The sequence below is a fragment of the Phenylobacterium haematophilum genome (genome assembly GCF_014196295.1).
Lineage (GTDB): Bacteria > Pseudomonadota > Alphaproteobacteria > Caulobacterales > Caulobacteraceae > Phenylobacterium > Phenylobacterium haematophilum.
In genome coordinates, this window is record NZ_JACIDK010000003.1 from 109604 (window position 1) to 125006 (window position 15403).

Genomic DNA, 15403 nt, shown 5'->3' on the forward strand with positions numbered 1-15403 from the left:
GGGGAGGCGGGGACGTGGATCGACATGATGCGAGCGCGGCGCCCGGCAATAGGATCGCCATCGTCGGACGGGCGGGGCGATTTCCTGCGGCGCGCAATGTCGAAGAGTTCTGGGCGATGTTGCGCGATGCGCGCAACGCCGCGCAGCGCCTGACCGACGCCGAGTTGCTGGCCCGCGGCGTCAGCCGCCAGCAGCTTGCTGATCCGAACTATGTACGGGTGGCCAACGTCCTGCCGGACATGGAATGCTTCGACGCCGGCTTCTTCGGGTTCTCCCCCCGCGAGGCCTCGATCCTCGATCCGCAGCATCGGCATTTCCTGGAGTGCGGCTGGGAGGCTTTCGAGGACGCAGGCTACGTGCCGGAGAAGTTCGATGGCCGCATCGGCGTATTCGCCGGTTCGGGCATGCAGGCCTATCTGCCGTTCAACCTGCTGAGCAATCCGGACCTGGTCGAGGAAATCGGCCTGTTCCTGCTGCGCCACACCGGCAACGACAAGGACTTCCTGACCACCCGGCTGTCCTACCTGCTGAACCTGACCGGTCCGTCGGTGGCGGTGCAGACGGCCTGCTCCACCTCGCTGGTGGCGGTGCACACGGCGATCTCCTCGCTGCTCAACATGGAATGCGACATGGCCCTCGCCGGCGGGGTGACCATCGAGCTCCCGCACCGTGTCGGCTACCGCTACAGCGAAGGCGAAATTCTATCCCCGGACGGCCTCTGCCGCGCCTTCGACGACGACAGCAAGGGGACGGTGTTCGGCTCCGGCGCGGCCCTGGTGGTGCTGCGCCGCTACGAGGACGCCGTGGCCGACGGCGACGACATCAAGGCCGTCATCCTGGCCAGCGCCGTCAACAACGACGGCTCGGGCAAGGCCAGCTACCTGGCCCCCTCGGTGGACGGCCAGGCCGAGGCCGCGGCCGAGGCGCTGGCGCTGTCGGGCGTGTCGCCGGGCGACATCTCCTACATCGAGACGCATGGCACCGGCACGCCGATCGGCGACCCGATCGAGCTGGCCGCCCTGCAGGAGGTCTATGGCGCCGCGCCGAAGGCCGCGATCGGCATCGGCTCGGTGAAGACCAACATCGGCCATCTCGACACCGCCGCCGGCGCGGCCAGCCTGATCAAGGTCGTCGAGGCGATGCGTCACCGCACCCTGCCGGCCAGCCTGAATTTCTCCACGCCCAACAGCCGGTTCGATTTCGACGGCAGCCCGTTCCGCGTGGTCGCCCAGGGCGGCGCCTGGGAGCCCGGCGGCCCGCTGCGTGCGGCGGTCAACTCGCTCGGCGTAGGCGGCACCAATGCGCACGTCATCCTGGAGGAGGCGCCACGCCGCGCCGCCCAGGCCGATGACGGGGCCTGGAAGCTGTTCTCCTTCAGCGCCCGCACCCGGGCCGATCTCGACCGCACGCGCGAGCGCTGGGCCGCCTGGTTGGACGGCGAGGTCCCGAACCTGCGCGACGTCGCCTTCACGCTGCGGGAGGGCCGCCGCGCGTTCGGCGAGCGCTTCACGGTCGCCGCCCGCAACGCGCAGGAACTGCAGGCGGCGGTGAGTGCGCGCAGTTCTGCCTACCGCCAGCAGGGCAGCGCCGGGGACAGCGCCCCGCGTATCGTGTTCCTCTTTCCGGGCGGCGGCGCGCAATATCCGGGCGCCGGCGCCGGAATGCTGGCCGCGTTCCCGGTGTTCGGCGAGGCCGTCCGCGCCTGTTTCGCGGCCCTGCCGGCGACCGCGCCGGCCGACCTTTACGATGTCATGTTCCGCCGCGATCGCGACGACGCTGAAGCCAAGGCGAAGCTCGAACGTTCCAGCTACGCGATTCCGGCGCTGTTCATTCTCGAATACGCCTACACTCAGCTCTGGCTGTCCTGGGGCGTGAAGCCCGACGTCGTGCTCGCCCACTCGGTTGGCGAGTATGCCGGGGCGGTTGCGGCGGGGACCATGCAACTCGCCGACGCGCTGAAGCTCGTCGCCCTGCGCGGCAAGGTGATGGACGCCGCGCCGGCCGGCGCGATGACCTCCGTCCCGCTGTCCCTGGAGCGCGTGCAGCCCCATCTCGGCGACCGGCTGGATATCGCGGCCGTCAACACCCCCGAAACGACGGTGGTCTCCGGCCAGGTCGCCGACATCGAGCGGCTGGAAGCCGACCTCGCCAAGGCCGGCGTCGAAGCGCGGCGGATCCATATCGAGGTCGCAGCCCATTCGCGGCAGCTGGACGGCCAGCTCGAACCGTTCCGCGCCGGCTTCGAGGGCGTGGCCTTCGAACGGCCGACCGTGCCGATGGCCTCGTCGATGCGCGGCGGCTGGGCCAAGGACGAGGACCTGAGCTCCGCCGAATACTGGGTGCAGCACCTGCGCAACACGGTGCGCTTCGCTGACGCGGCCCGCACGGTCCTGGCGGGCGAGCCGAGCATCGTCATCGAGGTCGGGCCCGGACAGACGCTCGGGCCCCTGCTGGAAGCCTGCGACGTGCCGGTTCCGCCGCGTGCGGTGCTTTATTCCTCGCCGCGACCGCGCGATGCGACCGACGAGGTCGGAGTCGCGCTCGCCGCGCTCGGCGGGGTCTGGGCGAACGGCGCCGAGGTGGACTGGTCGTTGGCCGTCCCTGCGGGCGGCGCGCGCGTTTCGCTGCCGACCTACGCCTTCGCCAAGGATCGCCATTGGGTCGAGCCGGGTCGGGGCGCCGCCCGCGAAACCGCCGAGGAAGCCCCTGAGCTCGTCCGTCGGCCAGACATTCCCGAATGGTTCGAGGAACTCGGCTGGAGCGAGCAGGCGCGGGGCGGCCGGCCGCCCAGCCTGGACGGCGACTGGCTGGTCTTCGCCGGCGCCGATCCGCTGTCCGAGGCGGTGCTGGAGAGGCTGGGGGCCGCGGGCGCGGGCCTCGCCACAGTCCGCGCCGGCGCGGCGTTCGGCCGATCCGGCGAGGCCTTCACCTTGCGTCCGCAGGCGCAGGACGACTTCGAGGCGCTGTCCAACGCGCTGCCCTCGCCGCCGTCCCGCATCCTCTATCTGTGGGGGCTCGATCCCGCCCTCGCCGACGCGGCGTTCTCCGGCGCCTATCTTCTCGCCCGGCTGCTGCAGCAGGCCGACCTGGAGCAGGCGACGCACCTGACCTTCGTCGCCCAGGGCGCGGCGAGCGTCGCGGGGGAGCCGCTCGTCAATCCGCAGGCCGCCGCCTTGCTCGGCCCGGTTCGGGTCGCCCCGCGCGAGATCCCGGGCCTGAGCTCGGTGCTGGTCGATGTCGGCGAAGGCGCCGGTCTGGACGCGTTGCTGGCGGAAGCCGCCGCGCCGGGCGACTCTGATCATGTGGCGCTGCGCGCCGGCCGCTTCGTCCGCTCGCGCAAGGCCGCTCCGGTGGTCAAGCCGCGGGACCTGCCGCAGCGCCTGCGCAAGAACGGCGTCTATCTGATAACCGGCGGCACGGGCGGCATCGGCCGCGAGATGGTCCGCTGGCTGGCGGAGAAGGCGCAGGCGCGGCTGATCGTGCTGTCGCGCCACGCCGAGGAAGACGCGAGCGTCCGCGCCGAAATCGAGGCGCTCGGCGGCGAGGTGATATTCGTCCCGGTCGACCTGACCGATCCCGAGGCCACCACGCGCGCGCTGGAGAGCGCGGCCGAGCGTTTCGGCGCGCCGAACGGCGTCGTTCACGCGGCCGGCGTTCTCGACGATGCGCCCCTTGCGCTCCAGCCGCTGGCCGCGGCGCTCGCTGTCATGGAACCGAAGCTCATCGGGGCGCGGACCCTTGACCGGCTCTACCCCGACGGCAGCCTCGACTTCTTCGCGGTGGTGTCGTCGACCTCGGTGCTGCTGGGCGGGGCAGGTCAGACTTCCTATGCGGGCGCCAACGCCGCGTTGGAGGCCATCGCGGCCAGCCGCAAGGACGGGTTCTCGATCGCCTGGGGCGCATGGCGCGACACCGGCATGGCCGCGCGCGCCTATGGCGCGGGTTCGGTGGCGGGGGGAGATCCCCTGCTGGGCGCCCGCAAGGACGTCGCCGACGGCTCGATCCTGTTCGAGAGCGTGATCGATCCGGAGACCGATTGGCGCGTCCTCGATCATGTCGTCAACGGCGCCTCGGTGCTGCCGGGCTCGGCCTATATGGAACTCGCCTACGCCGCGGCGAACGCGGTGATGGCCCAGCGTCCGTTCGTGCTCGACGCGCTGCAGTTCGCCACCGCCATGACCTTCGAGCGCATGCCGCGCCGCGTCGTGCTGCGGCTCGATCCCGCGCCGGACGGCTATGAGCTGGTCGTCGAGAGCCGCGCGGCCATGAGCGCCGAACCGGTCGAGCACATGCGCGCGCGCATCGTCGCGCTGGACGCTGCTCCGCCGCGCCCCGAACCGATGGGCGCCTCCGACCTGCCGATGTCTGTCGTCAGCGGTCAGCCGGTGCAGAATAAGCTGATCGACTTCGGCCCGCGCTGGAGCTGCGTCGGCGATATCCGCATGGCGCAGAAGCAGGTCGTCGGCGAATTCGCGCTGTCCGACGCCTTCCACGGCGACCTGGCGCTGCACCCCTTGCATCCGGCCCTGCTCGACATGGCCGCGACCGTAGGCCTGGCTCTGGTCCCCCTGAACGGCGACCTCTATGCGCCGATGTCGATCGGCCGCATGCAGGTCTTCGGGCCGCTGGCGGACCGTCTCGTGGCCCATGGCGAACTGATCGCCAGCGAGGAGGGGCGCTACGCCTCGTTCAAGGTCGCCATCTGCGGCGCGGACGGCGAGGTGCTCGTGCAACTCGAGGACTTCGCCCTGCGCGCGATCGCCGACGGCCGGCTGGCGGGGGCGCAACCGCGCCAGAGCGTCAGCAGCCAGGTGCTGTCCACCGGCATCCGACGGCTGGAGGCGCCCGAGCTGTTCGCCCGCGTCTTCGACCACCCGGCCCGTCAGATCGTGGTGTCGCCAGTTTCGATCGACCTGCTCCGGCTGGCGATGCTGGAGATCCCGGAGGCCGGCCAACCGCAGCGCCAGAACCAGCCGCAGCAGGAGATCGCCGATCCGGTCACCGCGCGGCTGGCCGCGATCTGGAGCGACATCCTGGGCGTCGCCGGCATCGCGCCGGAGGACGACTTCTTCGCGCTCGGCGGCCACTCGCTGAACGCAGTGCGGATGATTGCGCGGGTGCGCAAGGAGTTCGGCGTGTCCTTGCCGCTCGGCAAGCTGTTCGAGGCGCCGCGGCTGGAAGCCTTCGCAGCCCTGCTCGGGGCCGGCGCTAGCCCGCCCCAACAGGTCGTGCAGGCGCCGAGCGAGCTTCCCGCCGCCCAACGGAGCCTGGAGCCTCGGCGCGTCGCCATGACCGAGGGCCAGCGCGAGATCGCCGGCAGCATCCTCGTGGAGCGCTCGACCCTCATCGCCTACAACCTGTCCTTCTCGATGCACGTCGCAGGCGCCATCGAGCTGCCCGCCTTGCGCACGGCGCTCAACGCGCTGGTCGATCGACATGAGGTGCTGCGGGCGTCCTTTGATCTCGAAAACGCGACGCTCACCATCGGGCCGCAGGGCGGTTTCGAACTGAGCGAGAACGACTTGTCGCGGCTGGGCGGCCAGCTCGCCGAGGCGCAGCGCGATGCGCTGCTGCGCGATGCGGCCGGCGCGCCGTTCGACTTGGCCAGCGGTCCGCTGCTGCGGGTGCTGTCGCTGCGGCTGCCGGAGGGGCGCTCGGAACTGGTGCTCATCGTGCACCACATGGTCTGCGACGGCTGGTCGGCCGGCGTGCTGATGCGGGACCTCGCCGTGCTCTACACCGCGGCGCTCGAGGGGAGGGCGGCCGCCTTGCCGCCGGCCCAGGGCGTCAGCGCCCTTGTCGAGGCCGAGGCGCAATGGCGCGGATCGGCTGAGGCCGAGACGCATCGCCGGTTCTGGCTGGACAAGTACGCCAGCTCGCTGCCGGTCATGGACCTGACGTTCGACAAGCCGCATCCGGCGACGACGACGACCGCGGCGGCCCGGGTCGTCACCCGGCTCGACGCCGAGCTGGAAGCGGCCCTGCGCGGCGTGGCGCAGCGGGCCGACACGCCGCTGCGCAACCTGATCTTCGCCAGCTTCCGCTACTACCTGTCGATGATGGTGGGCTCTCCCGACGTGACCGTCGGCATCCCGGTCGCCGGTCAGATCGCCCACGGGCTGGACGACATCGTCGCCCACGGCGTCAGCTTCCTGCCCGTGCGCGCCACCATCGAACGCGGCGCTTCGCTGCGCGACCTGCTGAGCCAGGCGCGCCGGGACATGCTCGAGGCGGTGGAGCACCAGAACTACACGCACGGCGCCCTGGTGCGCGACCTGCAGGCGCCGCGCAGTTCCGCGCGCCACCTGCTGGCGCCGGTGGTGGTCAATATCGACGGCCTCGCGGATCTGGAGAACATCGCTCTCGGCGCCGCGCCCGTCCGCATCGAGGTCAATTCGACCGGCCACGAGTTCTTCGATCTGTTCTTCAATCAGTTCGACGCGCCCGGCCGGGTCGAGCTGACCTGGAACTACAAGACCGACCTCTTCCTCGAAGCCACCATCCAGTTGCATGCCGGCAACGTGCTGGCGCTCCTGCGGGCGATCGCCGAGACGCCGGATGCGATGGACCGGCCGATGGCCGCCCTGCTGTCGCATGGCCGCCAGGTCGCCCCGGCCAGCGGCGAGCACGCCGATCCGGGCGCCGCCGGGCCGCAGACCGTGACCGAGGTCTTCCGCGGCGTCGCGGCCGCGCACGCGGGCAAGGTCGCCGTGCGCTTCGGCGACCAGACCCTGACCTATGCCGAGCTCGACCAGCGGTCAGACGCGCTGGCCGCGATGCTGGCCGAGGCGGGCGTCGGCCCGGGACAGCTGGTGGGGATCTCGTCCCACCGTTCGCTGTCGCTAGTGGTCGCGGTGCTGGGCGTCCTGAAGGCCGGCGCCGGCTATGCGCCGTTCGACGTCAGCCTGCCCGAGGACCGGCTGCGCTTCATGGCGCGCGACACCGGCATCACGGTGCTGCTCGGCGATTGCCCGGCGGCCGCGCAGGAGGGCGTGCGCATCATTCACTGGCGCGAGTTCCCGCAAGCGCCTGTCGCCGCGCCGGCCGTCGAGGTCACCGGCGAGTCCATCGCCTATGTGATGTTCACTTCCGGCACGACCGGGACGCCGAAGGGCGTCGTGCTGCCGCACCGTTCGATCATCCGCATGCTGTGCGACACCGACTGGCTGGAAATGTCGGACAAGACCGTCACGCTGCATTCCTCCGCCTTCGCCTTCGACACCTCGATCATCGACCTGTTCGCCTCGCTGCTGCATGGCGGGACGCTGGTGGTGCCGCCGGACGGGACGTTGTCGATCTCGCAGCTCGCCGACGCCATCCAGAGCCACGGCGTCAATACGCTCTGGCTGACCTCAGGCTTGTTCCACGCCATCGCCGACGTCCGCCCGCAGACCTTCGCCAGCGTGAAGCAGGTGATCGTCGGCGGCGACATCGTCTCGCCCGTCCATGTCGGACGCGTCATGGCCGCGTGCCCGAACGTCGTCGTCATCAATGGCTACGGGCCGACGGAAAGCTGCGTGACCAACGCGCACAAGGTCACGCAGGCCGATTTGTCCCGCGGCATGGCGCTGCCCATCGGCCGCGCCATCCCCGGCACGCAGTCCTACATTCTCGACGAGAACCTGAACCCGGTGCCCGACGGGATCATCGGCGAGCTGGGCATCGCCGGGCGCGGCCTGGCGCTGGGCTACTGGAACCGCCCGGAGCTGACGGCCGAGAAGTTCGTCATCGCCCCCTGGGACCCGACCCTGAAGCTCTATCGGTCCGGCGACCTGGTGCTGAACCCCGGCGACGGCGTACTGCGCTTCTTCGGACGGGCCGACACCCAGGTGAAGGTCCGCGGCTTCCGGGTGGAGCTGACCGAGATCGAGCAGGCGCTGGACGCCCATCCGGCCATTCGCCAGTCGGTCGTCGCCGCGTCGGTGCCGGAGGGACAGACGGACAAGGTGCTGGCCGCCTATTTCGTGGCCCAAGGCGCCGCGCCGCCGGCCGCCGAGCTGCGGGGCTTCCTGTCCGCGCGCCTGCCGGAGTTCGCCATCCCATCCTTCTTCGTGGCGGTGGACGAAATCCCGCTCAACGCCAACGGCAAGCCGGACCGGCGGGCCCTGCCGGCCCTGCGCAGCCAGGGCGCTGAGGACGACGCCGACGCTACGCTGAGCGGCGAGACCGAGGTCCGCCTGGCCAAGATCTGGTCCGCCGTCCTGGGCGTGAAGGAGATCTCGGCCGACGCCAACTTCTTCCAGATGGGCGGGCACTCGCTGCTTGCGGTGCGGCTGTTCGATCGCGTCCGCAGCGAGTTCGGGCACGACCTGCCGCTTTCGACCCTGTTTAGCAACCAGACCCTGCGCGCGCTGGCGGCGCTGCTCGACGCCTCCAGCCCGGCGCCGCCGACGGAAGCCAATCCGGACGCCGAGTGGGACACCAGCGCGATCATCCATCCCGGACCGGGAGGCGACAACCGTCCGCTGTTCATCGCCGGCGGCGTCGGCGGCAACGTCAACAACCTCATGGAGCTCGGCGCGCAGCTTGGGCTCTACCGTGCGGTAGTGGGCTTCCAGACCCGCGGCGTGCTCGGCCACACTCCGCACGAGACCATCGAGGAGATGGCGGCCGCGAACATTCGATACATGCGCCGGCATCAGCCTACCGGCCCCTATCTGCTGGCCGGCTATTCGGGCGGCTCGCTGACTGCCTTCGAAATGGCGCGCCAGCTTGAAGAGGCGGGCGAGCAGGTCGAGCGGCTGTTCGTGCTCGACACCTATGCGCCGGGCTTCGCCAAGGAGTTCCGTCCGCCGGTCAGGCTCGGGATGGGCGAGTGGTTGCTCGACGAGTTCCAGATGCTGCGGATTGAGGGGCTGCCGCTGTTCTTCGAGCGGCGGGCCAGGGCCTTGCGTCAACGGATCATGCGCGGCCGCCTGCTCACCTTCTTCAAGAATCCCAGCCTGTCGCATTCGCGCTACCAGATCATGCAGGACATCTGGATGGCGGCGGCCCGCAAGTACGAAGGCGGCAAGATCAGCGCGCCGGTCACCCTGTTCCGCACCCGGCCGCAGCGCCTGCTGGCGCGCCGCGCCCTGGAGCTCGACCCGACCCTCGGCTGGGGCGCGGTCTCGAATCCCTCGACCGTCGAGACGCCGTGGGTCGAGGGCGACCATCTGGGCATGCTAAAGGATCAGAACGCCCGCATGCTGGCGAACCTGATCGAGAGCCGGATCACGCCTCAGGGGGGCGGCGCGACGACCCTTGAGATGAAGGACTCCATCGCATCGATCAGTCCCAACCTGGCGAGGTCGGCATGATGGCCGTTGGGGATTTCCAGGTACTCCTTCGGACCGGGAGCCTCCTGGTATAGCCGCCGCGCGCGGGCGACCGGCAGGGACTCGTCCAACGCGCCGTGAACGAACAGCTTGGGGGCGCCAATCGCTTGGACGTGGTCGATGATGTCATAGCGTTCGGCCCACATCACCTGACAGAACGGGAAGCCCTTGTAGGCGTCCTGATAGTATTGGCAGGTGCGGTAGGGCGAGGCTTCCAACACCACCGCCTCGAACGGCCGCGCCGCCGCCAGGCGGCTGCCCACGCCGGCCCCGAGGCTGAAGCCGTGCAGGACGCGCCGGTTCGCCGGAACCGTCTGTCCCATCAGGTCGTCGAGCTGGTCGTAGAAGGCGAGCGCGTCGCGGGCGAAGTTCATCTCGCTGGACTTGCCGCCGGTCGCGCCAGAGCCGCGATACTCCATCACCGCCAACCCGAAGCCCTGCTCCTGCAACGCCCGCAGGCGCTCGAACGACGCGTCCACGCCCGCGCCATTGCCGTGGAAGCTCATGATCACCGGCTTGCCCGGCTGCGGCATGGCCAGCCGGGCCCCGATCATCTGGCCGTCGCTGGAGCGGAACTGGACGGTCTTCACGTCGTCGGCCGGAGGGCCTTCGTCGGCGCCGCCGAAACGATATATCCCGTAGTTCTGGAACGCCCACACGCCGGCGAACAGCAGCGCGGTCGCGATAAGCAGCGCGGTCACGACGAGATTGAACATCGACATGCGAGCGCCCCTGCAGCGGCCATATCCGGCCCCGGCGCGCCTCTCCTCAGAAACCGCGGCCGGTCAAATTTATACGCACGCCAGGCGAGCAAGTCATAGCTCCGCCGAAGACCGTCAGCCCTTGAGCACCAGCGGCAGTCCCGCTGCGACCAGCACCGCGCGGTCGGCGGCCGCGGCCATCGCCTGGTTCATCCAGCCGGCCTCGTCGCGGAACCGGCGGGCCAGGGCGTTGTCGGGCACGATGCCCTGGCCGACCTCGTTGGAGACGACGTAGAGCGCCGCCGGACTGGCCTTCAGCGCCGCGGCCAGGTCGCCGACCTTCTGCGCAAGGTCGGCTTCGGCCAGCAGGTGGTTGGTCAGCCACAGCGTCAGGCAGTCGACGACCGCCACATCGCCGGCGTCCAGCGCCGCGACCGCCTCGGCCAGCTCCAGCGGCGCCTCGACCGTAACCCAGCCCGCGCCGCGCTCGGCCTGATGGCGGGCGATCCGCTGCGCCATCTCAACGTCGTGGGCCTGCGCCGTCGCGATCATCACCCTGCGATTTCCGGCGTGGTTCCACGCCTCCCGAAGGGCGTAGCTGGTCTTGCCGGATCGCGCGCCGCCGAGGACGAAGGTCAGGCTCATGGGATTGACGCTCCGCATGGCAGAGCCTAGGCAGGCCCCGCGACAGGTTCCCCGAGAGGGGATTAATAGGGAACTCAGGTGTGAAACCTGGGCTGCCCCCGCAACTGTAAGCGGCGAGCCCGCGCGTCATATGCCACTGGACGACAGTCTGGGAAGGCGGCGCGCATAGGCTGTGACCCGTGAGCCAGGAGACCTGCCTGACGCGGTCGTCCTTCGCATGCTCGGTGGGAGCGCGCGAACGGGGAAGCTTCCCGAGAGACGACGTCCGTCGACCTGCGTGCAAGCGCGGGTCATGTCGTCATGCGTCAGGGGGATAACCCGATGAAGACCGTTCTACTCGCCACCACCGCCGCGATTTGCGGCCTCAGCACCGCCGCGTTCGCTCAGACCGCCGCGCCGGTCGCCATCGCCAGCGTCGGCGAACTGGTGGTCACCGCCAACCGCAATCCGCAGGCCGCCGAGCGCGTCGGCCAGAGCGTCAGCGTGTTCGATCACGAGGCTATCAGGGCCGCCCAGACGGTCGACATGTCGACCCTGCTGGCGTCGATGCCGGGTGTGTCTTTCTCCCGTAACGGCGGCGTCGGCGGCTCGACCTCGGTGCGCATCCGTGGGGCCGAGGCTGATCAAACCGTGGTGATCATCGACGGCGTGAAGCTCAACGACCCGTCGACGACCGGCGGCGGATACAACTTCTCCAACCTGCTGGCCGGCGACATCGGCCGCATCGAGGTGCTGCGCGGCGCCCAGTCGACCCTGTGGGGCAGCCAGGCCATCGGCGGCGTCGTCAACATCATCACCCGCGAGGCGGACGGCCCGTTCGAGGTCGACGCGGCCGCCGAGGGCGGCTCGATGGGAACGACCTATTTCCGCGCCGGGGCCGGCGGCAAGACCGAGCGCTTGGCCTGGCGCCTCGCCGCCGGCCGCTACGACACCGATGGCGTCTCGTCCTATCGTCTCGGCCAGGAGAAGGACGGCTACGAGAACACCGGCGTCAGCGGCCGCGCGCTGTTCACCGCCACCGAGAACCTCTCCTTCGACCTGCGCGGCGTCTATTCCAAGGGGCGCAACGGCTTCGACGGCTTCCCGCCGCCGACCTACAGCTTCGGCGACACCCGCGAGACCGGCGAGACCGAGGAGTTCGTCGGCTACGGCGCGGTGAACTTCAACCTGTTCGACGGCGCTCTCACCAACCGCCTCGCCTACGCCTACACGCGCACCGACCGCCAGAACACCAATCCGGACCAGGCGGTGACCACCACCACCTTCGACGCCCGCGGCGAGAACAAGCGCTGGGAGTACCAGGGCGTCTGGACGATCAACGACGCCTGGACCGCGACCTTCGGCGGCGAGACCGAGGACGCTTCGATGCGCTCCGCATCGCCCAGCGCCTTCGCCCCCAATCCGCCGGCGATCCGAGCCAAGGCCGGCATCGACGGCATCTACGCCCAGGTGCAGGGCGAGGTGTTGACCGGCCTCACCCTGACCGCCGGCCTGCGCCGCGACAGCCACGACACCTTCGGAGACGCGACGCTCGGCCAGCTCGCCGCGGCCTGGTCGCTCAACGACGGGAACACCGTGCTGCGCGCCAGCTTCGGTCAGGGCTTCAAGGCACCGACCCTCTACCAGCTCTATTCGGAGTACGGGAACCAGGCCCTGGAAGCCGAAGAGGCCGACGGCTGGGACGCGGGCATCGAGCAGCGCTTCGCAGGTCGCTTCCTGGTCCGCGCGACCTGGTTCAACCGCGAGACCGACAACCAGATCGACTACTTCTCCTGCACCGCCACGACCACCGATCCGATGTGCGTAGTGAACGGCGTGCGCCGGTTCGGCTATTACGCCAACACCGCCCAGACCAAGGCCCATGGGGTGGAACTGGAGGGCAGCGCCGATCTCGGCCCGCTGGAAGTCAGCGCCAACTACACCTGGACCGACACCGAGAACGACTCGCCCGGCAACGCGAACCGCGGCAAGCAACTCGCCCGCCGGCCCGAGCACCAGGCCAACGTCCAGGCGACCTACACCTGGGAGAACCGGGCCAGCCTCGGCGGTTCGATCCGCTATGTCGGCGCCAGCTTCGACAACGCCGCGAATAGCTACGTCCTGCAGGCCCACACCCTGCTGGACCTGCGTGCGTCGTATCCGGTCAACGAGACCTTCGAGGTCTACGGCCGCGTCGAGAACGCCTTCGACGACGACTATGAGACCACCCGTAACTACGGTTCGCCCGGCCGGGGCGTGTACGCTGGTGTCCGCGCCCGCTTCTGATCGCGACGCGGGGGTCTTCCTCCGCCACGGCGGCCGCCTGGCGGCGGCCAAGGGAGCGTTTCCGGACGCTCCCGCGCCGTGGCTCGACCTGTCGACGGGGATCAACCCGCGGGCCTATCCAGCTCCGCGGGCGACCCCGGAGGCGCTGCGCCGCCTGCCTGATCCGGAGGAGGTGAGGGCGCTTGAAGCCGTCGCCGCCCGCGCCTTCGGGGTCGACGCCGACCGGGTGGTCGCCACTCCCGGTACGGAAGCGGCCCTGCGCGTGCTGCCGCGGATCCTCGGGGCCCGCTCAGCCGCCATCGTCTCGCCGACCTATGGCGGTCACGCGGAAGCCTGGCGGCTGGCCGGAGCCAAGGTGAAGGCCGTCACGCCCGACCAGATCGCCGCCAGCGCCGCTGAAGCGGTGGTGCTGGTTCGTCCGAACAATCCCGACGGAGCGGTGGTCTGCGCACCGGACCTCGCCGGCCGATGGCTGATTGTCGACGAGGCGTTCGTCGAGACCGCGCCGCAGCTCAGCGTCGCCGCCGAGGCCGGTCCGCGTACCATCGTCCTGCGCTCGTTCGGCAAGTTCTACGGCCTGCCAGGCGTGCGGCTCGGCTTCGTAATCGCCGAGCCGGGCCTGGCCGCGCGTGTCGCGGCCCAGTTCGGCGACTGGCCGGTCGGCGCCGAAGCGATCGCCGCGGGCCTCGCCGCCTATGCCGACGACGCCTGGGCCGAGCGTACGCGCCTCCGTCTGGCCGCCGACGCGGCGCGGCTCAACGGCCTGCTGATCGCGAGCGGCTTCAACGTGCTGGGCGGGACCTCGCTGTTCCGGCTGGCGTCGGCGCCGGACGCCGGTCGCCGCTTCGAGCATCTCGCCCGCTACGGGGTGCTCACGCGGCCCTTTCCCGATCAGCCGACCTGGCTCAGGTTCGGCCTGCCGAAACCCAAGGACTGGCCGCGCCTGAAGGCGGCCCTGGAGAGCTTCCGCCCATGAGCGACGACGAAGACCGCAAGAACGCGGAACACAAGGCCGCCATGCAGGCGCTCAAGGCCGAGCGCGACGCGATGATGGCCGAGAAGACCGATGCGCCGGGCCTGCTGCTGGTCCACACCGGTGACGGCAAGGGCAAGTCCACCGCCGCTTTCGGCATGGTCGCCCGCGCCCTCGGCTGGAACCAGAAGATCGGGATCGTCCAGTACATTAAGGGCAAGTGGATCACCGGCGAGCGCCAGTTCTACAAGCGCTTCCCGGAGAGCGTCCGCTACGAGATCATGGGCCAGGGCTTCACCTGGGACACCCAGGACCGCGCCCGCGACATCGAGGCTGCCGAGGCCGCGTGGGCGACCTCGCTGGAGATGCTGCACGACCCGGAACTCGACCTCGTCATCCTCGACGAGCTGAATATCGCCCTGCGCTACGACTATCTCGACATCGCCAAGGTGGTCGCCGATCTCCAGGCTCGCCCGCGCGACAAGCACGTGGTTGTCACCGGTCGCAACGCCAAGCCCGAACTGATCGCGATCGCCGACCTCGTCACCGAGATGACCCTGGTCAAGCATCCGTTCGACCAGGGCATCAAGGCCCAGCGGGGCGTCGACTTTTGAGCTGGATGCTCACCCGGCGCTCGGCGCTCGCCGCGGGCGCCGTGGTGGGCCTTTCCGGGGCCTCGCCGGTCCGCGCGCCGCGGCGCGTGGTCTCGCTCAATCCCTGCCTGGACGTGATCCTCGTCCACGTGGCCGACCGCGCCCAGATCGCCGCGATCAGCCACTACTCGCACGAGCCGAGCTCCTCCAGCATCGGCCCGGCCGGCGCGACCTATCCCTTCACCTATGAGAGCGCCGAGGAGGTGCTGTCCCTGCGGCCCGACCTGGTGCTGACCGGCCGCCACTCCTCGCCCGCCACTCGCGCGGCGCTGAAACGTCTCGGCATCCCGGCCGAGCTGTTCGCGGTGCCCAACTCGGTCGAGGAGAGTCTTGGTCAGGTCCGACAGGTGGCGCGCGCCGTGCATCGCCCCGAACGCGGCGAAGCCGTGATCGCCCAAGTCCGCGCCGCGCTGGCCGCCGCCGCGCCGCGGCACGGAACCCCGCGCCTCTCCGCGATCACCTACCAGGCCGGCGGCTTCGCCACCGCGCCAGGGACGATGATGGACGAGATGATGCGCCGCTGCGGCCTCGACAACGCCGCCGCCCGCTACGGCCTTAAGCGCACCGGCAACATCCCGCTTGAACTGCTGGTCGCCGATCCGCCCGACGTCCTGCTGGCCGGCGAGGCCGAGCCCGGCGCCCCGACCTGGGCAGACCGCGTCCTGACCCATCCCGCCCTCTCACGGGTCGCCGGGCGCATGCACCGCGCGACCTTTCCCCAGCAGCTGACCTTCTGCGGCGGCCCGGTGCTGATCCAGACCGCCCGCATGCTCGCCAAGGCCCGCGAAGACGCCCTGGCCCGACGCGGAGCCCGCGCATGATGTCAACCGACCAGCACTCCTTCTCCCC

The 15403-nt window shown here is 70.3% G+C and carries 7 protein-coding genes and 1 riboswitch; of the genes, 5 read left to right on the forward strand and 2 right to left on the reverse strand.

The annotated features are described in order from the left end of the window. The first annotated feature begins 14 nt into the window (after positions 1-14). Positions 15-9299, forward strand: coding sequence for a non-ribosomal peptide synthetase/type I polyketide synthase (locus tag GGQ61_RS11420; RefSeq protein WP_183772689.1), 9285 nt, complete (start codon positions 15-17; stop codon positions 9297-9299). Here the strand turns inward: GGQ61_RS11420 and GGQ61_RS11425 are convergent. Together GGQ61_RS11425 and cobU are read right to left on the reverse strand one after the other, a co-directional pair. After that, on the reverse strand, positions 9221-10039 hold the full coding sequence (locus tag GGQ61_RS11425) for an alpha/beta hydrolase (RefSeq protein ID WP_183772691.1): 819 nt from the start codon (positions 10037-10039) through the stop codon (positions 9221-9223). The genes GGQ61_RS11420 and GGQ61_RS11425 overlap by 79 nt on opposite strands. Before the next feature lie 114 nt (positions 10040-10153). After that, complete coding sequence (cobU, locus tag GGQ61_RS11430; protein ID WP_183772693.1) at positions 10154-10663, reverse strand: bifunctional adenosylcobinamide kinase/adenosylcobinamide-phosphate guanylyltransferase; 510 nt, start codon at positions 10661-10663, stop codon at positions 10154-10156. A 27-nt stretch (positions 10664-10690) separates the two neighbouring features. After that, positions 10691-10878: riboswitch (cobalamin riboswitch) on the forward strand. Between the two features lie 106 nt (positions 10879-10984). Here cobU and GGQ61_RS11435 point away from each other — a divergent pair. The 4 genes from GGQ61_RS11435 to GGQ61_RS11450 are packed head-to-tail and all read left to right on the forward strand — an operon-like array spanning position 10985 to position 15375. Continuing rightward, complete coding sequence (locus tag GGQ61_RS11435; RefSeq protein WP_183772695.1) at positions 10985-12928, forward strand: TonB-dependent receptor plug domain-containing protein; 1944 nt, start codon at positions 10985-10987, stop codon at positions 12926-12928. Next, positions 12909-13904: a threonine-phosphate decarboxylase CobD gene (gene cobD / locus GGQ61_RS11440; RefSeq protein ID WP_343056124.1), complete on the forward strand. Its 996-nt coding sequence runs from the start codon at positions 12909-12911 to the stop codon at positions 13902-13904. The genes GGQ61_RS11435 and cobD overlap by 20 nt, the downstream gene beginning before the upstream one ends. Beyond that, positions 13901-14515 (forward strand): cob(I)yrinic acid a,c-diamide adenosyltransferase, encoded by a 615-nt coding sequence (cobO, locus tag GGQ61_RS11445; RefSeq protein WP_183772699.1) that lies wholly within the window; start codon positions 13901-13903, stop codon positions 14513-14515. The genes cobD and cobO overlap by 4 nt, the downstream gene beginning before the upstream one ends. A 5-nt stretch (positions 14516-14520) precedes the next feature. Next, positions 14521-15375, forward strand: coding sequence for an ABC transporter substrate-binding protein (locus GGQ61_RS11450; RefSeq protein WP_183773807.1), 855 nt, complete (start codon positions 14521-14523; stop codon positions 15373-15375). The last annotated feature ends 28 nt before the right edge of the window (positions 15376-15403 follow it).